General features: G+C 69.2%; 12 protein-coding genes. 7 read left to right on the top strand and 5 right to left on the bottom strand.

Annotated elements, in window-relative coordinates; translation table 11 throughout:
- Positions 1-9: 9 nt before the first annotated feature.
- Positions 10-1047 carry a Hint domain-containing protein gene (locus RNZ50_14130; protein ID MDT8856134.1) on the bottom strand — a complete coding sequence of 346 codons (1038 nt, stop codon included), beginning with the start codon at positions 1045-1047 and terminating at the stop codon, positions 10-12.
- Between the two features lie 291 nt (positions 1048-1338).
- On the opposite strand from RNZ50_14130, the gene RNZ50_14125 reads away from it, so the two are divergent.
- Positions 1339-2118: an SDR family oxidoreductase gene (locus RNZ50_14125; protein ID MDT8856133.1), complete on the top strand. Its 780-nt coding sequence runs from the start codon at positions 1339-1341 to the stop codon at positions 2116-2118.
- 222 nt (positions 2119-2340) lie between these two features.
- Here RNZ50_14125 and hutU read toward each other — a convergent pair whose 3' ends face one another.
- The 3 genes from hutU to hutI form a co-directional block, all read right to left on the bottom strand.
- Entirely contained in the window at positions 2341-4020 is a 1680-nt protein-coding gene (hutU, locus tag RNZ50_14120; protein MDT8856132.1) for a urocanate hydratase, read from the bottom strand.
- Positions 4021-4086: 66 nt separating this feature from the next.
- On the bottom strand, positions 4087-5625 hold the full coding sequence (gene hutH / locus RNZ50_14115; protein MDT8856131.1) for a histidine ammonia-lyase: 1539 nt from the start codon (positions 5623-5625) through the stop codon (positions 4087-4089).
- Complete coding sequence (gene hutI / locus RNZ50_14110; protein ID MDT8856130.1) at positions 5615-6808, bottom strand: imidazolonepropionase; 1194 nt, start codon at positions 6806-6808, stop codon at positions 5615-5617. The genes hutH and hutI overlap by 11 nt, the downstream gene beginning before the upstream one ends.
- A 70-nt stretch (positions 6809-6878) precedes the next feature.
- On the opposite strand from hutI, the gene RNZ50_14105 reads away from it, so the two are divergent.
- Together RNZ50_14105 and RNZ50_14100 are read left to right on the top strand one after the other, a co-directional pair.
- The gene (locus tag RNZ50_14105) at positions 6879-8243 is read left to right on the top strand and encodes a formimidoylglutamate deiminase (GenBank protein ID MDT8856129.1); all 1365 of its coding nucleotides are present in this window, start codon (positions 6879-6881) and stop codon (positions 8241-8243) included.
- Entirely contained in the window at positions 8240-8941 is a 702-nt protein-coding gene (locus tag RNZ50_14100) for a GntR family transcriptional regulator (GenBank protein MDT8856128.1), read from the top strand. Before RNZ50_14105 ends, RNZ50_14100 begins: the two co-directional genes overlap by 4 nt.
- Before the next feature lie 108 nt (positions 8942-9049).
- Here RNZ50_14100 and RNZ50_14095 read toward each other — a convergent pair whose 3' ends face one another.
- Positions 9050-9901, bottom strand: coding sequence for a LysR family transcriptional regulator (locus RNZ50_14095; GenBank protein MDT8856127.1), 852 nt, complete (start codon positions 9899-9901; stop codon positions 9050-9052).
- Positions 9902-10002: 101 nt separating this feature from the next.
- On the opposite strand from RNZ50_14095, the gene RNZ50_14090 reads away from it, so the two are divergent.
- From RNZ50_14090 to RNZ50_14075, 4 genes are all read left to right on the top strand, one after another.
- Positions 10003-12444, top strand: a complete 2442-nt coding sequence (locus tag RNZ50_14090) for an FAD-dependent oxidoreductase (GenBank protein MDT8856126.1) — start codon at positions 10003-10005, stop codon at positions 12442-12444.
- A 72-nt stretch (positions 12445-12516) separates the two neighbouring features.
- Positions 12517-14955, top strand: coding sequence for an FAD-dependent oxidoreductase (locus RNZ50_14085; protein MDT8856125.1), 2439 nt, complete (start codon positions 12517-12519; stop codon positions 14953-14955).
- Between the two features lie 67 nt (positions 14956-15022).
- Positions 15023-16576, top strand: a complete 1554-nt coding sequence (locus RNZ50_14080) for a trimethylamine methyltransferase family protein (protein ID MDT8856124.1) — start codon at positions 15023-15025, stop codon at positions 16574-16576.
- 162 nt (positions 16577-16738) lie between these two features.
- Positions 16739-17638, top strand: coding sequence for an NAD(P)-dependent oxidoreductase (locus RNZ50_14075; protein MDT8856123.1), 900 nt, complete (start codon positions 16739-16741; stop codon positions 17636-17638).
- Positions 17639-17674: the final 36 nt, after the last annotated feature.

Below are 17674 nucleotides of genomic sequence, written 5' to 3'. Positions count from 1 at the left end.
GAAGGGCGGTCAGCGTGCAGCCCCGGCGCGCGGCGGCTTGGCGGGCGCGGGCACGGCAATCGCGTCAAGCTGGTTGCGCCCGGCCTCGGTGCCGAAATGCTGGTTCTGGTTCAGGCCGGGGAAGCGGGCCTTCACCTCGTCGGCCAGATCGGCGGGCAGGCGCGACAGCGTCGCCTCGGTCACCAGCAGGCTTTCGGCGGGAATGCCCTCGGCATAGATGATCTCGTGCCGGTCGAACACCAGGCTGAAGTAGTCGACATAGCCGCCGGGCCGCAGGAAGATCCGGTCGCCGTCGATCAGGTGCTTGGCCTGCACCAGCAGTTCCGAGGTCGCGAGACCCGATCTGCGGTCGCGCTGATACAGGAACATCCGGTGGTGCTGGCTTACCATCAGATCGCCCGCGTTGCCCAGCGCCCCGGCCGAGATCACCACCGGGGCAAAGGCTCCCAGCGCCTTCAGCGCGGCGCGCCCGACCCAGCGCACCTTCTGGGCGCCGTGATCGCGCGTCAGCACCCGGTCGCCCGGCGACAATGCCTCGATCGGGCGCTGCTCGCCGTTGGCCAGGGTGATCATCGTGCCGCGCGCGAAGGACACGCACATCAGGTCGGCCAGCAGCGCCGCTTCGGGTTCGGGGTCGATCTTGACCAGCGTGTAGTCGATCCGCGCCCCGATCGGTGACAGGGGCAGCGCAAAGCAGCCCCCCGCCGCGCCGCCATGGCGCAGGATCAGCAGTTCGACGCGGTCGCCGTCGGGGGCCAGCAGGGTGAAGCGCGCGTCCAGCCGCACGGGTTCGCCCGGCACCCCGACCTCGGACCCGGGGGCCACATGCTGAACCCCGCCCTGCGCCACGCGCGTCACCACCAGTCGCAGCGCACGGGCGTTCCGGTCGAGTTCATAGACATCGCCGAGGCAGGCCGCCTCGGTGCCGCCGATGCCGTCACCGATGTTCGCCCCGGAGGACACGAAGATCGAGTCGGCCTCGAACACCTGACAGGCGTGGCCGGGCAGGGCGTGGCGGTCTGGCAAGGGTGCTTTCGGGGCGGTCATGTCGGCGGCCAATCCAGGGTTCATCGAAGTTTCGGGCGTGCTCCGGTCCCCACCAAGCCCTTGCAGAGGTATCAAGGTCTCTGGCCCCGCGTCAACCGGGGCACACTGATCCGTGAAGATGCGAAACGGCTGCGACGGGACCGGCCGGATTGTCGCGTCCGGCGCCACAGTGCCGGAACGTGGCGGCAGGGGGCAAGGGGCGCGCAGCGGCAGGGCGAATCACCCGTCGCCCTTTCCCGGCAGGCCCACGCCTGCTAGGACTGAACGCCGGAACGCAGGAGGGTATATGCCATGGATCTGGGAATACGCGGCAAGCGGGCGCTGGTCTGCGCTTCGTCGAAGGGGCTCGGCTATGGCTGCGCGCAGGCACTGGCGATGGCGGGCGTCGATCTGGTGATCAACGCGCGCGGCGCCGATGCGCTGAACGCGGCGGCGGCAATGCTGCGCGCGCGCCATGGCATCGAGGTGACGGCGGTGGCCGCCGACATCACCACAGACGAGGGCCGCGAGGCGGTGCTGGAACAGGCGGGCCAGATCGACATCCTGGTGACCAACGCGGGCGGCCCGCCGCCGGGCCTGTGGCAGGACTGGCGGCGCGAGGATTTCATCAGGGCGCTGGATGCCAACATGCTGACCCCCATCGCGCTGATGACCACGCTGCTGCCGGGAATGATGGACCGGGGCTGGGGCCGGGTGGTCAACATCACCTCGCAATCGGTCAAGGCGCCGATTCCGCAGCTTGGCCTGTCGAACGCCGCGCGCACCGGGCTGACCGGCTATGTCGCGGGCACCTCGCGGCAGGTGGCCCCGTTTGGCGTGACGATCAACAACCTGCTGCCGGGAATTCACGACACCGACCGCGCCGTGGCGCTGGATGGCGGCGTGTCGAAGGCGCAGAACATCAGCCTCGAAGAGGCCCGCGCCACCCGCGAGGCGACGATTCCCGCCCGCCGCTACGGCACCGCCGACGAATTCGGCGCGGCCTGCGCCTTCCTGTGCAGTATGCATGCCGGGTTCATCGTCGGGCAGAACATCCTGCTGGACGGCGGGGCGACGGTGGCCACGATCTGATGGTGGTCTTGCGGCTGGCGCCGGGGGGCTGTCTGCCCCCCCAGCCCGGCCACGGGCCGGGCGTTCTGCGCTGAAAACCTTCCAGCGGAAGGTTTTCCCGGCGCGCATCACCCCCGAGGGTATCCTGGCCAATGAGAAATTGGGGAGCCAGGGCCCTGACTGGCTGTTCCCATCTGCTGTGCCCGAGAAATGGGTGGACGGTGCGGTGTCGGGTAAGGACGCTCAGTTGCCCAGGATGCCCGGCAGGCGCAGGGCGTGTTCGCGGGCGCAGGCCAGCGCCTCGTCATAGCCCGCGTCGGCGTGGCGCATGACGCCGGTGGCGGGGTCGTTCCACAGCACGCGGGTCAGGCGGCGAGCGGCGTCGTCGCTGCCGTCGGCGCAGATCACCATGCCGGAATGCTGGCTGAAGCCCATGCCGACGCCGCCGCCGTGATGGATGCTGACCCAGGTCGCCCCGCTGGCGCAGTTGAGCAGCGCATTCAGCAGCGGCCAGTCCGACACCGCGTCGGAGCCGTCCTTCATCGCCTCGGTTTCGCGGTTGGGAGAGGCGACCGAGCCGGAATCCAGGTGGTCGCGGCCGATCACCACCGGGGCTTTCAATTCACCCGAGCGCACCATCTCGTTGAAGGCCAGTCCCGCCTTGTGCCGGTCGCCGAGGCCGATCCAGCAGATCCGGGCGGGCAGGCCCTGAAAGGCGATGCGGTCGCGCGCCATGTCGAGCCACTGGTGCAGGTGGGTGTTCTCAGGGAACAGTTCCTTCATCTTGGCGTCGGTCTTGTAGATGTCCTCGGGGTCGCCCGACAGGGCGCACCAGCGGAACGGACCGATGCCGCGGCAGAACAGCGGGCGGATGTAGGCGGGCACGAAGCCGGGGAAGGCGAAGGCGTTTTCCAGCCCCTCGTCAAGTGCCACCTGCCGGATGTTGTTGCCATAGTCGAGCGTCGGCACGCCCGCGTTCCAGAAATCGACCATCGCGGCGACATGGGTCTTCATGCTGGCGCGGGCGGCTTTCTCGACGGCCTTGGGGTCGGTTTCCTGCCTTGCGCGCCATTCGGCCACGTTCCAGCCCTGGGGCAGGTAGCCGTGCAGCGGGTCGTGGGCGCTGGTCTGGTCGGTGACGATGTCGGGGCGCGGGCCGCCCTGTTTCATACGCGCGACCAGTTCGGGGAACACGTCGGCGGCGTTGCCGAGCAGGCCGACCGACTTCGCCTCGCCCTTCGCCGTCCAACCGGCAATCAGCGCCAGAGCTTCATCCAATGTGTGAGCCTTGGCGTCCAGGTATCTGGTGCGAATGCGAAAATCGATGCGCGTCTCGTCGCATTCCACCGCGAGGCAGCAGGCCCCGGCCATCACCGCAGCCAGCGGTTGCGCGCCGCCCATGCCACCAAGGCCCCCGGTCAGGATCCAGCGGCCCGCCAGATTGCCGCCGTAGTGCTGCCGCCCGGCCTCGGCAAAGGTTTCGAACGTGCCCTGCACGATGCCCTGCGTGCCGATGTAGATCCACGACCCGGCGGTCATCTGGCCATACATCGCCAGACCCTTCCTGTCGAGTTCGTTGAAATGGTCCCAGGTCGCCCAGTGCGGCACCAGATTGGAATTGGCGATCAGCACGCGCGGCGCGTCCACGTGGGTGCGGAACACGCCGACCGGCTTGCCGGATTGGACCAGCAGGGTTTCATCCTCCTCCAGCGTTTTCAGCGTCGCCACGATGCGGTCGAAATCTTCCCACGTCCGGGCGGCGCGTCCGATGCCGCCGTAGACCACCAGTTCGTGCGGGTTTTCCGCCACGTCGGGGTGCAGGTTGTTCATCAGCATCCGCATCGGTGCCTCGGTCAGCCAGCTTTTGGCGGTGATTGTCGAGCCTGTGGCGGGAAAGATGTCGCGGGTGTTGTGGCGGGTCATGATGCGGTCCTTGTCGTCCGGCAGGGGAACCGGGGGCTTCGCGCCCCCGGACCCCCGCGGGATATTTCAGCCAAGATGAAAGGCGGGCAGCGGGAGGGCGGCGGCATCCGTCAGCGCGCCGCTGGCGATCAGGCGGGTCGCGGCTTCGAGATCGGGGGCGAGGTAGCGGTCTTCGCCCAGCGTCGCCACGTCTTTCCGAAGGCGGGCAACCACCCGTTTCAGCGAGGCGGAGGTGGAAAGGGGGGCGCGGAAGTCGATGCCCTGTGCGGCGCAGATCGCCTCGACCCCCAGAATGGCATTCAGGTTGGCGACCATGCGCGCGAGGCGGCGCGCGCCATGGGCGGCCATGGAAACGTGGTCTTCCTGATTGGCGCTGGTGGGCGTGGAATCGGTGACGCAGGGGGTGGCGAGGTGCTTGTTCTCGCTCATCAGCGCGGCCGTGGTGACCTCGGCGATCATCAGGCCGGAGTTCAGGCCGGGGTTCGGCGTCAGGAACGGGGGCAGGTCGAAGCTGAGCGTCGGGTCCACCATCAGCGCCACCCGGCGCTGCGCAATCGCGCCGATCTCGCTGATTGCCAGCGCGATCATGTCGGCGGCAAAGCCCACCGGTTCGGCATGGAAGTTGCCGCCCGAGACGATCTGGCCATCCGACAGAACCAGCGGGTTGTCGGTGGCGGCGTTGGCCTCGACCTCCAGCGTGCGGGCGGCCATGCGAAGCACGTCCATCGCGGCGCCGGTGACCTGCGGCTGGCAGCGGATGCAGTAGGGGTCCTGCACGCGGGTGTCGCCGTCGCGGTGGCTTTCGCGGATCTCGGAGCCGTCGAGCAGGGCGCGCAGGGTGGCGGCGGCCTCGATCTGGCCCGCGTGGCCGCGCAGGGCGTGAATTTCGGGGTGCAGGGGGGCGGTCGATCCCATGATGGCATCGGTGGACAGCGCAGAGGTTACCAGCGCGCCCTGCGCCGCCCGCCACGCCCCGAACAGGCCCGCCAGCGCGTAGGCGGTGGAAAACTGCGTGCCGTTGATCAGCGCCAAGCCCTCCTTGGGGCCGAGCGTGACGGGGGTCAGCCCCGCCTTTGCCAGCGCCTGCGCGCCCGGCAGGACCACGCCGCCAACCTCTGCCTGCGCTTCGCCGATCATCACGGCGGCCATATGCGCCAGCGGTGCCAGATCGCCAGAGGCCCCGACCGAGCCCTGCGCCGGGATCACCGGCGTCACGCCGCGTTCCAGCATCCCTTCCAGCAGCGCCACGATTTCCCACCGCACGCCCGACGCGCCGCGCCCGAGGCTGAGCAGTTTCAGCGCCAGCATCAGCCGGGCCACGTCGCGCGGCATCGGCTCGCCCACGCCGCAGCAATGCGACAGGATCAGGTTGCGTTGCAGGGTCGCGGTGTCTTCCGCCGCGATCTTCAGGCTGGCGAGCTTGCCGAAGCCCGTGTTCACGCCATAGACCGCCTGCGATCCTGCGGCGGCGGTGGCGATGCGGGCGGCGGCAGACTCGATGCCTGCACGGGCCGAGGGGTCCAGCCGGGCCGGGGCGCCGTTGCGGAACAGCCGTTCCAGTTGCGCCAGCGGCGTGGCGCCCGGGATCAGGGTTTCAGGCGTCATGGCGGCCTCCGATGATGCGGGCGTGCAGCGGCGTGGCGCCGATGCGGTAGGCCAGTTCGGCGGGATGGTCCGCCTCCCACACCGCAAGGTCGGCGCGCAGGCCGGGCGCGATGGAGCCCCGGTCGCGCAGGCCGAGCGCGCGGGCCGCATGGGCCGTGGTGCCGAGCAGCGCCTCTTGCGGGGTCAGGCGGAACAGGGTGCAGGCCATGTTCATCGCGAGGCCGGGCGAGGTCATCGGCGCGGTGCCGGGGTTGCAGTCGGTCGCGACCGCCATCGGCACGCCGTGGGCGCGCAGCAGGGCAATCGGCGGCACCACGGTTTCGCGCAGGGTGTAGAAGGCGCCGGGCAGGATGACCGCCACGGTTCCGGCCGCAGCCATCGCCCGCGCGCCCTCCGCGTCGAGATGTTCCAGATGGTCGGCCGACAGCGCGCCATGCCGCGCCGCCAGTGCCGCCCCCCCGAGGTTCGACAGTTGTTCGGCATGGAGCTTGACCGGCAGGCCGAGGTCGCGTGCCCGCGCGAAGACCCGCGCCACCTGCGCAGGCGAGAAGGCGATGCCTTCGCAGAAGGCGTCAACCGCATCGACCAGACCTTCGGCATGGGCGGCGCGCAGGGCGGGCAGGGCCTGTTCGGTCAGGTAGTCATCGGCGCGCCCGGCGTAGGCGGGCGGGATGGCATGGGCGCCGAGAAAGCTGGTCTGCACCGTCACATCGCGCAGTTCGGGGATGCGTCGCGCCACCCGCAACATGCGCAGTTCGGTTTCCACATCAAGGCCGTAGCCCGACTTGATCTCGATGGTGCCGACACCTTCGGCCAGCATCTGGTCAACGCGGGTCAGCGCCGCCGCCAGCAGCGCGTCGTCCGGGGCCGCGCGGGTCGCGGCGACGGTGGACAGGATGCCGCCCCCGGCGCGCGCCACATCAGCATAGCTTGCCCCGTTCAGCCGCATCTCGAATTCCGTTGCGCGGTGGCCGCCCCAGACCAGATGGGTGTGGCAGTCGATCAGCGCCGGGGTGACCAGCCGCCCGCCCATGTGCCGCTGCGGCAGGGCGGCATATGTGCCGGGCAGGTCGGTCATCGGTCCGACCCAGAGGATCAGCCCGCCGCCGACCACCACCGCCGCATCGCGGATCAGGCAGTAACCCGCCACCATCGTCGCAACCGTTGCATGGGTCAGAATCATCGGACTTGCCTTTTGTCTGCGCCTTGACTTAATATGTCTGCACATAATAACAGCTGTCAAGAGGCCCGCCATGCCCGCCATCACCCTCTGGGCCGAAACCGCGCTGTTGCCGGACGGCTGGGCCGCAAACGTGCAGGTCACCGTCGCGGCGGGGCGGATCACGGGCGTGAACCCCGGCGCCGCGCCGCAGGGCCGCCGCCTGTCCTGCCTGCTGCCCGCCCCGGCCAACCTGCATTCGCACGCCTTTCAGCGCGCCATGGCGGGCATGACCGAAGCGCGCAGCGCCGGGCAGGACAGTTTCTGGACCTGGCGCAGCCTGATGTACCGCTTCCTCGACCACCTCACGCCGGACGATGTCGAGGCCATCGCTGCCTTCGTCCAGATGGAGATGCTGCTGGCCGGCCATGCGGCGGTGGCCGAGTTCCACTACCTGCACCACCGGCCGGATGGTGCGCCCTATGCCGACCCGGCCGAGATGTCGGGCCGCATCGCGGCGGCGGCGTCGGCCAGCGGCATCGGGCTGACGCTGCTGCCGGTGCTGTATCAGCAAGGCGGCTGCGACGGGCGGGCGCTGGGGCCGGGGCAACGGCGCTTCGGCAATGACCCGGACGGCTTTGCCCGGCTGTGGCAGGCGGCGGCGCGGGCGCTGGCCAGCTTGCCCGATGATGCCGTGCTGGGGGTGGCGCCGCATTCGCTGCGCGCGGTGACGCAGGAGGGGCTGCTTTCTGCGGCCTCCATGGCCCCCGCCGCGCCGATCCACATCCACGCCGCCGAACAACTGGCCGAGGTGGCCGAGGTGCAGGGGGCCTATGGCGCGCGCCCGGTCGAATGGCTGCTGGCCAACCATGCGGTCGATGCGCGCTGGTGCCTGATCCACGCGACGCAGATGGAACCGGCCGAGACGCTGGCGCTGGCGGCCTCGGGGGCGGTGGCGGGGCTTTGCCCGATCACCGAGGCCAATCTGGGCGACGGCATCTTCGACGGCGTGCGCTACCTCGGCGCGGGCGGGCGCTTCGGTATCGGGTCGGACAGCAACCTGCGTGTTGCTTTGGCCGAGGAACTGCGCCTGCTTGAATACGGCCAGCGCCTGCGCGACCGGGGGCGGTCGCTGCTGGCAACTGAGGCGCATACGACTGGCCGGGTGCTGTTTGAAGGCGCGGTGCGGGGCGGCGCGCAGGCAGCGGGGCGGGATGCGGGCGCGATCCGGGTCGGCGCCACGGCAGACCTGCTGGCGCTAGACGGCACGGCGGTCGATCTGGAGGGGCGCGCGGGCGACGCCCTGCTCGATGCCTGGATCTTCGCGGGCGATGACAGGATGGTGGCAGAGGTGTGGTCCGCCGGGCGACATCTGGTGCAGGGTGGCCGTCATGTCGCGCAAGACGGGATCACCGCCCGCTACCGCGCCTGCATGGCGGGTCTGAGGGCGCGGCTGTGAACGTCGAGGCCGGGCCGAAGGGCTGGGAGGAAATCCGCGCCGAAGTCCTGCGCCGCATCCGCACCGGCATCTGGCCCCCCGGCGCCACGATCCCCACCGAAGAGGCGCTGGCGGCCGAGTTCGCCTGCGCCCGCGCCACCGTCAACCGGGCGCTGCGCGATCTGGCCGAGGCCGGGCTTCTGGAACGCCGCCGCAAGGCGGGCACCCGCGTGACGCTGCACCCGGTGCGCAAGGCGACGCTCGACATCCCGGTGACCCGGCTGGAGGTCGAGGGGCGCGGCCAGACCTACAGCTTCCGCTTGCTGGAACAGATGATGACCCGCGCCCCGGTGCCGGTCACCTCGCATCTTGGCCTCGCCCCCGGCACGCCGCTCTGGCACCTCGGCACCCTGCACCTGGCGGACGGGCGGCCCTATCTTTTCGAGGACCGCTGGCTGAACCCCGCCGTCCTGCCCGACCCGGCCCCCGATTTCACCGCGATCAGCGTCAACGAATGGCTGGTCAGCCATGTGCCCTTCACCACCGGCGACATCGCCTTCTCCGCCGCCCCGGCCACCCCCGCCGAGGCGGCGGTGCTGGGCCTCGCCCCCGGCGCCGCCCTGTTCATCACCGAGCGCACCACCTGGACCGAGGCGGCGCCGGTCACCTCGGTCCGTCTGGCCTATGCGCCCGGCTACCGGCTGCACACGCTGGTTTGAGGGCTGACCTTTCCCTTTCATCTTGGCTCAAATATCCGCGCCGCAGGCTCCGGCGGCGGGGGCGGGTGCCTCCGGCGGGGATATTTGAGCCAAGATGAAACCGCGGGGTCAGCGTGCGGCGAAGGGGCGCTGCACGATGCGCAGCAGGCGGCGGTGCAGGCGCGAGGTGCGGTGGCGTTGATGGATGGCGGCAAAGACCGGCTGGGGAATCGCGGGCACGTCGGTCACCATGTGGAAACCGGCGGTATCGACCAGGTGGCGGGCGGTGTCCTCCAGCACGAAGCCCGCGCCGCCCAGCGTGGTCAGAAGCCCCGCCACGGCCGCGTTCTGCCCCGAGGCCAGCGGCGCGCCCGAAAATTCCGGCAACAGTTGTGCGTGGGTCTGCGCAAAGGCCGGGGCATAGTTGGCAAGGATGTAGCGCGCTGGGGTCAGGCCCGCGCGGCTGGCGGTGTCGGACGAGATCAGGCGGTAGCGCACGTCGCCAAGGCTTGCCACATGCAGCTCGGGCAGGGCGCGCGGGGTGAACAGCACGGCGAAATCGAGGATGCCGAGCGCCAGATCGTTGCACATCTGCGCCGAATAGTCGGGCTCGATGTAGAAGGCGCAATCGGGCAGGGCGCGGCGGAAATCCTGCACCCAGTCGCCGATCCGCCCCGCCGCCAGATCGTTCTGGATGCCGATGCGCAGCGACAGCGCCGCCGTGCCTCCTGCCCGCAGCGCGCGTGTCGCCTCGGCCCAGGCGTGGCGCAGCGCGCGGGCATGGGCCTCGAACTTCAGCCCTTCGGTGGTGATCTCGGTCCCGGCCCGGCTGCGGGTGAACAGGCGCACCCCCAGCGCCGTTTCCAGCGCCGCGATGCGCCCCGAGACGGTGGATTGCGTCACCCCCAGCCGTTCGGCGCTGCGGTTGAAGCTGCGGGTCTCGATCAGGTCGAGAAAGGTTTCCAGAAGGTCGATCTGCATGGCGGGCCCCTGATCGGAATATCCGATCAATAAGGCCGGAAATGGCGAATTGTAAGCCCGGCCGCGCCACCCGATACTGCGGGCAAAGCAGGGGGGCAGGGATGGCCGGATTTCCGACATCAGCGCGGGTTGTGATCATCGGCGGCGGGGCGGTGGGGGTTTCGGCGCTCTACCATCTGGCGAAGGCGGGCTGGACCGATGCCGTGCTGCTGGAGAAGAACGAACTCACCGCCGGGTCTACCTGGCACGCGGCGGGCAATGTGCCGACCTTCAGTTCCAGCTGGTCGATCATGAACATGCAGCGCTATTCGGCAGAGCTTTACCGCGGGCTGGGGCAGGCGGTCGATTACCCGATGAACTACCATGTCACCGGATCGGTGCGGCTGGGACACAGCCGCGCGCGGTTGCAGGAGTTTCAGCGGGTGGTCGGCATGGGCCGCTATCAGGGGATGGACCTGGAAATCCTCGCGCCGGACGAGATTCGCGCCAAATACCCGTTCGTGGAAACCCACGACCTGACAGGGGCGCTTTATGATCCCTACGATGGCGACATCGACCCGGCGCAGCTGACGCAGGCGCTGGCCAAGGGGGCGCGCAGCCTTGGCGCGCGGATCGAGCGGTTCTGCCCCGCGAACGGCGTGCGCCGCGAGGCGGGCGAGTGGGTGGTGCAGACCGCCAAGGGCGAGATCCGCTGCGAGGTGGTGGTGAATGCGGCAGGCTATTATGCCCGAGAGGTCGGCAAATGGTTCGGCCGCGACCTGCCGATGATGGTGATGAGCCATCAATACATGCTGTTCGACACCATTCCCGAACTGGCCGCGTGGTCGGCAGAGGTCGGCCACAAGCTGCCGCTGTTGCGCGACGTGGATTCCAGTTACTACCTGCGGCAGGAAAAGAACGGCTTCAACCTTGGCCCCTACGAGGGCAACTGCCGCGCCCATTGGGCGACGCCCGACGACCCTTTCCCTGAGGATTTCAGCTTTCAGCTTTTCCCCGACGATCTTGACCGGCTGGAGTGGCACATCGCCGACGCCATGGCGCGTGTGCCGCTGCTGGAAAAGGCGGCGCTGACCAAGGTGATAAACGGGCCGATCCCCTACACCCCCGATGGCAACCCGCTGATCGGGCCGATGCCGGGGGTGCCGAACGCGTTCGAGGCCTGCGTCTTCACCTTCGGCATCTGTCAGGCCGGGGGGGCGGGCAAGGTGCTGGCGGAATGGGTGTCCGAAGGCGCCACCGAATGGGACATGTGGTCCTGCGACCCGCGCCGCTTCACCGGCTTCGAGGACCGGGACTACTGCGTGAAGAAGGGGATGGAGGTCTACGGCAACGAATACGCCATCCAGTTCCCGCACCACGTCTGGCCGGAGGGGCGCGACCGGAAGCTGTCGTCGGTGCATGACCGTGTGGCGGCGCTGGGGGCGCAGTTCGGCCCCTACAACGGCTGGGAGCGGGCGCTGTGGTATGCCCGGCCCGGCGACGACGTGTCGGAGGCCGCCAGCCGGACGTGGGGCCGAGAGGGCCCGTGGTTCGGCGCGGTGCGGGCCGAATGTCAGGCGGTGTGCGACGCGGCGGGTATTCTCGACCTGCCGGGTTTCTCGCGCTATCGGGTGACCGGGGCTGGGGTGTCGGAGTGGCTGGCGCGCCAGATCACCGGCAGGGTTCCGCCCGTGGGGCGGCTGGGGCTGGCCTATTTCGCCGACGACAAGGGCCGTATCGTCACCGAAATGTCGATGGCGCGGCTGGCGGATGACACGGTGCTGCTGATCACCGCCGCCACCGCGCAGGCGCATGACCGCGACTGGCTGGCGCGCCATCTGGAGCCGGGGCTGGCGCTGGTGGACGAGACCGACGACTGGTCATGCCAGATCCTGACCGGGCCCCTGTCGCGCGACATTCTGGCGGCGGTGTGTGACGCCGACCTGACGCGGCCGTGGCTGACCTGTCAAACGGGGCGGATCGGCGGGGCAGAGGTGATGCTGTTCCGCGTGTCCTTCGCGGGCGAGCTGGGGTGGGAGGTGCACAGCCGGGTGGCCGACATCCCGGCGGTGTTCGGCGCGGTGACGCGGGCCGGGGAAGGCTACGGCCTGCGCCCCTTCGGCATGTTCGCGCTGAATTCGCTGCGGATCGAGAAGGGCTACCGGGCGTGGAAGGGCGACCTCTCGACCGATTACACCGTGTTGCAGGGCGGGCTGGAGCGGTTCATCGACTGGTCCAAGCCCGAATTCCGCGGCCGGTCGGCGCTGGCGGCCGAAAAGCAGGCGGGCGTCACCCGGCGCTTCGTCACGCTGCGCGTGGCGGCAGGCGACTGCGACCCGCCCTACATGTCGACCCTGTGGCACGCGGGCGGCGTGGTTGGGGAGACCACAAGCGGCTATTGGGGCCACCGGGTCGGCGCCTGCGTGGCGCTGGGCATGGTGCGGGCCGATCTGGCAGAACCGGGCACGGCGCTGGAGGTCGAAATCTTCGGGCACCTCTATCCGGCGGTGGTGCAGGCGGATGCGCCGCTGTGGGATGCGGCGAACACGCGGCTGCGCGGTTGAGGGGCAAAGCCGGGGGGCCAGCCCTCCGGACCCCCCGGGATATTTGTGAACAGAAGAATGAGGGTTTGGCGGATGGGTGAGGTTCCCAAAACGGCGCGGGCGGTGATCATCGGCGGGGGGATCTCGGGGTGTTCGGTGGCCTATCATCTGGCGAAGTCGGGGTGGACCGACATCGTGCTGCTGGAACGGCGGCAGCTGACCTGCGGCACCACCTGGCATGCGGCGGGGCTGATCGGGCAGCTGCGAGGCAGCCAGAACATGACCCGGCTGGCGAAGTATTCCGCCGACCTTTACGTGAAGCTGGAGGCCGAGACCGGGGTGGCGACGGGGATGCGGCAGGTGGGCTCCATCTCGGTCGCGCTGACGGCGGCGCGGCACGAGGAGCTGCTGCGCCAGGCGACGGTGGCGCGGATCTTCGATGTCGAGGTGCACGAGATCTCGCCATCGGAAGTGAAGGCGCGTTATCCCCATCTGAATGTCGGCGATGTGGTGGGCGCGGTGGCGCTGCCGCTGGACGGGCAGTGCGACCCGGGCAACATCGCGCTGGCGCTGGCCAAGGGCGCCCGGATGCGCGGGGCGCGGATATTCGAGGGGGTCAAGGTCACGGGGGTCACCGAGGCGGGGCGTCGGGTGACCGGGGTCGACTACGAGGTGGGCGGCGAGCGGGGGCATATCGCCGCCGATGTGGTGATCAACTGCGGCGGCATGTGGGGGCGGGACCTTGCGGCGCAGAACGGGGTGACGCTGCCGCTGCACGCCTGCGAGCATTTCTATCTGGTGACCGAGCCTGTTGACGGGCTGGGCCATCTGCCGGTGCTGCGGGTGCCCGACGAATGCGCCTACTACAAGTCGGATGCCGGGAAGATGATGCTGGGGGCCTTCGAGCCGAAGGCCAAGCCCTGGGGGATGGGCGGCATCCGCGAGGACTTCTGCTTCGACACGCTGCCCGAGGATTTCGACCATTTCCAGCCGATCCTAGAGGCGGCGATGCAGCGGATGCCGCTGTTCCAGACTGCGGGCATCCACACCTTCTTCAACGGGCCGGAAAGCTTCACCCCCGACGACCGCTATTATCTGGGCGAGGCGCCCGAACTGGGCGGCTACTGGATCGCGGCGGGGTATAATTCGGTCGGCATCGTGTCCTCGGGCGGGGCGGGGATGGCGCTGGCGCACTGGATCACCAACGGCGAAGCGCCGTTCGACCTGTGGGAGGTCGACATCCGGCGGGCGCAGCCGTTCCAGAAGAACCGGCGCTATCTGAAGGAGCGGGTCAGCGAGACGCTGGGGCTATTGTATGCCGACCACTTCCCCTGCCGGCAGATGGCGACGGCGCGTGGGGTGCGGCGTTCGCCGCTGCACGCGCATCTGGCGGCGCGCGGCGCGGTGTTCGGCGAGGTGGCGGGGTGGGAGCGGGCGAACTGGTTCGCGCGCGACGGTCAGGAGCGGGAGTATCGTTACGGTTGGGGGCGGCAGAACTGGTTCGCCAACCAGCGGGCGGAACACATGGCCGTGCGCGAGGGCGTGGGGCTGTTCGACATGACCTCGTTCGGCAAGATCCGGGTCGAGGGGCGCGACGCCTGCGCCTTCCTGCAGCGGCTGTGCGGCAACGATGTCGACGTGGCGGCGGGGCGGATCGTTTACACCCAGATGCTGAACGCGCGGGGGGGAATTGAAAGCGACCTGACGGTGACGCGGCTTTCCGAGACCGCGTTCCTGCTGGTGGTGCCGGGGGCGACGCTGCAGCGCGATCTGGCGTGGCTGCGGCGGCATCTCGGTGAGGCATTCGCCGTGGTCACGGACGTGACGGCGGGCGAGGCGGTGCTGTGCGTGATGGGGCCGAAAAGCCGCGACCTGCTGGCTGCGGTTTCCCCGAACGACTTCGGCAACGCCGCGCATCCCTTTGGGGTGGCGCGGGAAATCGAGATCGGCATGGGGCTGGGGCGGGCGCATCGGGTGACTTACGTGGGCGAGCTGGGCTGGGAGGTTTATGTGCCCACCGATCAGGCGGCGCATGTATTCGAAACACTGGTCGAGGCGGACCCGGGGCTGACGCTATGCGGGCTGCACGCGCTCGATTCCTGCCGGATCGAGAAGGGCTACCGCCATTTCGGCCACGACATCACCGACGAGGATCATGTGCTGGAGGCGGGCCTGGGCTTTGCGGTCAAGACCGGGAAGGGCGATTTCATCGGGCGCGAGGCGGTGCTGCGCAAGCAGGAATCGGGGCTCGACCGCCGTCTGGTGCAGTTCCGCCTGGCCGACCCGGAGCCCCTGATGTTCCACAACGAGGCGGTGGTGCGCGATGGGCGGATCGTCGGGCCGGTCACCTCGGGCAACTACGGGCATTTCCTCGGCGGGTCGGTCGGCCTGGGCTATGTGCCCTGCCGGGGGGAAAGTGCCGAAGAGGTGCTGGCCGGGCACTACCAGATCGAGATTGCCGGGCGCAGGCACGACGCGGTGGCCTCGCTGGTGGCGATGCATGATCCGAAGGCCGTGCGGGTGCGCGGGTGACCAAGGATCGAGCGGGGGCCAGCCCCCGCACCCCCGGGATATTTGTGAACAGAAGAAGGATGGGGCCATGAGCGACGTGGGCGAAGCGTGCGAACCGGCACGGGCGCGGCGGTCGGGTGGGCGGGCGAACCGGGTGGCGCTGCGCTCGGCCCCGCTGGCCGAGAACCTGCGCCCGGTGCGGGCCGGGATGCCGGGTGGGCAGTACCGGCCCCTGACCGAAGCCGGGATGGCGAAGATCCACGCCGCGGCGCTGGACGCGCTGGAGGTGATCGGGCTTGCCCAGGCGCCGCCATCGGGTGTTGCGCTGCTGACCGAGGCGGGGGCGGTGCTGGGTGATGACGGGCGGATAAGGTTTCCGCGCGCGCTGGTCGAGGACATGCTGGCGGTTGCGGCGCGCGACATCACGCTTTGCGCCCGCGACCCGAAGTTCGACCTGCATCTGAGCGGCACCAACGTGCATTTCGGCACGGCGGGGGCGGCGGTGCATATCGTGGACGTGGCCACCAACACCTATCGCGACAGCACGGCGCAGGATCTATACGACGCGGCGCGGATCACGCATCACCTTGACAACGTGCATTTCTTCCAGCGCGCCATGGTCTGCCGCGACGTGCTGGACAACTTCGACATGGACATCAACACGCTTTACGCCTGTCTTTCGGGCACGACCAAGCATGTCGGCACCTCGTTCAGCGACCCGTCCCATGTGGAGGGATGCTTCGACCTGCTGCACCGGGTGGCGGGGGGCGAGGACAAGTGGCGGGCGCGGCCTTTCGTCAGCAATTCCAATTGCTTCGTCGTGCCGCCGATGAAATTTGCCGAGGAAAGCTGCATCACGATGGAGGCCTGCATCCGCGCGGGGATGCCGATGCTGCTGCTGTCGGCCGGGCAGGCGGGGGCGACGGCGCCGGCGCCGATCGCGCTGGCCATCGTGCAGGCCATGGCGGAATGCCTCGCGGGGGTGGTCTATGCCAATGCCATCACGCCGGGCGCGCCCTGCATCTTCGGCACCTGGCCCTTCGTTTCCGATCTGCGCACCGGGGCAATGTCGGGCGGGTCGGCCGAGCAGGCGCTGCTGACGGCGGGCTGCGCGCAGATGCACCGCTTCTACGATCTGCCGGGCGGGGCGGCGGCGGGGATCAGCGACAGCAAGCTGCCCGACATGCAGGCGGGTTGGGAGCAGGCGATCACCAACACGCTGGCGGGCCTGTCCGGGCTGAACATGGTCTACGAGGCGGTGGGGATGCACGCATCGCTACTGGGCTTCTGCATGGAAAGCCTGGTGCTGGGCGACGACATCCTGGGCCAGGTGCTGCGCTGCGTGCGCGGCATCGACGTGACCGAGGACAGCACGTCGATCGAGGCGATGAAGCAGGTCTGCCTTGGCGGGCCTGGGCATTACCTCGGGTCCGACCAGACGCTGGCGCTGATGCAGACCGAATACATCTATCCGGCGGTCGGCAACCGGATGAGCCCGAAGGAATGGGTCGAGGCCGGGCGGCCGATGCTGCTGGACCGCGCGATTGCCCGCAAGAACGAACTGCTCGCCAGGGCCGGCAGCCAGATCGAACCCGAGATCGACGCCGCGATCCGGGCGACCTACAACATCCATTTCAGGTGACAGCACGATGACCTTCGACAACCGCTTGAAACCCTGCATCCCCGGCGCCTCTGCCGCCCCGCCGCGGGGCGGAAGCGCCGGTCAGGTCAACCCCTGTTCCGCCCATCGGGGCATTCGCGACGCCAGCGCGGTCAGAACGCGGGTCGGTTTGGGAGAGGCATGATGCATTACGGCTATATCGGTCTGGGCAACCTCGGCGGCCACCTTGCCGCCAGCCTGTTGCGCGGAGGCTTCCGCGTCACGGTGCATGACATCGACCCCGCGCTGGCCGAACGCCACATCGCGATGGGGGCAGGCCGGGCGGACAGCGCCGCCGATCTGGCGGCGGCGGTCGATCATGTCATCACCTGCCTGCCCTCGCCAGCCGCATCGGAACGGGTGCTGTCGCAGATCTTGCCGCGGATGCGGCCCGGTGCCTGCTGGATCGAGAATTCCACCCTGGGCCGCGACGATATCCTGCGGCTGGGAGAGCTTGCCGCCGGGCAGGGCGTGCGGCTGATGGAGGCGCCGGTGACCGGCGGCGTGCATCTGGCCGCACAGGGCCGCATCACCGTGCTGGCGGGGGGCGACCTTGACCTCTACGACCGTCACCTGCCCGCCCTGCAGGCGATGGGGGACCGCATCTTCCACATGGGGCCACTCGGTTCGGCGGCGGTGATCAAGGTCATCACCAACATGCTGGCCTTCATCCATCTTGTGGCGGATGGCGAGGCGCTGATGCTGGCAAAACGCGGCGGGCTGGACCTGAAGACCGCCTGGGAGGCGATCGCCGCCTCGTCGGGCACATCCTTCGTCCATGAAACCGAGGGCCAGCTGATCCTGAACGGCAGCTATGACATCTCCTTCAGCATGGATCTGGCGCTGAAGGATCTGGGCTTTGCGATGGAGTTCGGGCGAGAGTTCGGTGTGCCGCTGGATCTTGCGTCAATGACGCAGCAGACCTTCGTGAAGGGCCGCGCCGCCTATGGCGGGCAGGCGCAATCGACCCAGATCGTCAAGCTGCTGGAAGACGTTCTCGGCACAGACCTGCGCGCGACAGGCTTCCCCGCAAGGCTGGAATAGCCCTGCCTTCGCCCATTCACCTTTGCGAAAATATCC

The organism is Paracoccaceae bacterium Fryx2, from assembly GCA_032334235.1.
Taxonomy (GTDB): domain Bacteria; phylum Pseudomonadota; class Alphaproteobacteria; order Rhodobacterales; family Rhodobacteraceae; genus JAVSGI01.
The sequence above is the reverse complement of the archived record's forward strand: the minus strand, read 5'-3'. Positions and strand labels throughout refer to the sequence as shown.

What these genes read in the sequence shown, in the direction of transcription:
- RNZ50_14130 (MDT8856134.1), bottom strand. Translation starts at nt 1,047, where the DNA reads ATGACCGCCCCGAAAGCACCCTTGCCAGACCGCCACGCCCTGCCCGGC.
- RNZ50_14125 (MDT8856133.1), top strand. Translation starts at nt 1,339, where the DNA reads ATGGATCTGGGAATACGCGGCAAGCGGGCGCTGGTCTGCGCTTCGTCG.
- hutU (MDT8856132.1), bottom strand. Translation starts at nt 4,020, where the DNA reads ATGACCCGCCACAACACCCGCGACATCTTTCCCGCCACAGGCTCGACA.
- hutH (MDT8856131.1), bottom strand. Translation starts at nt 5,625, where the DNA reads ATGACGCCTGAAACCCTGATCCCGGGCGCCACGCCGCTGGCGCAACTG.
- hutI (MDT8856130.1), bottom strand. Translation starts at nt 6,808, where the DNA reads ATGATTCTGACCCATGCAACGGTTGCGACGATGGTGGCGGGTTACTGC.
- RNZ50_14105 (MDT8856129.1), top strand. Translation starts at nt 6,879, where the DNA reads ATGCCCGCCATCACCCTCTGGGCCGAAACCGCGCTGTTGCCGGACGGC.
- RNZ50_14095 (MDT8856127.1), bottom strand. Translation starts at nt 9,901, where the DNA reads ATGCAGATCGACCTTCTGGAAACCTTTCTCGACCTGATCGAGACCCGC.
- RNZ50_14090 (MDT8856126.1), top strand. Translation starts at nt 10,003, where the DNA reads ATGGCCGGATTTCCGACATCAGCGCGGGTTGTGATCATCGGCGGCGGG.
- RNZ50_14085 (MDT8856125.1), top strand. Translation starts at nt 12,517, where the DNA reads ATGGGTGAGGTTCCCAAAACGGCGCGGGCGGTGATCATCGGCGGGGGG.
- RNZ50_14080 (MDT8856124.1), top strand. Translation starts at nt 15,023, where the DNA reads ATGAGCGACGTGGGCGAAGCGTGCGAACCGGCACGGGCGCGGCGGTCG.
- RNZ50_14075 (MDT8856123.1), top strand. Translation starts at nt 16,739, where the DNA reads ATGCATTACGGCTATATCGGTCTGGGCAACCTCGGCGGCCACCTTGCC.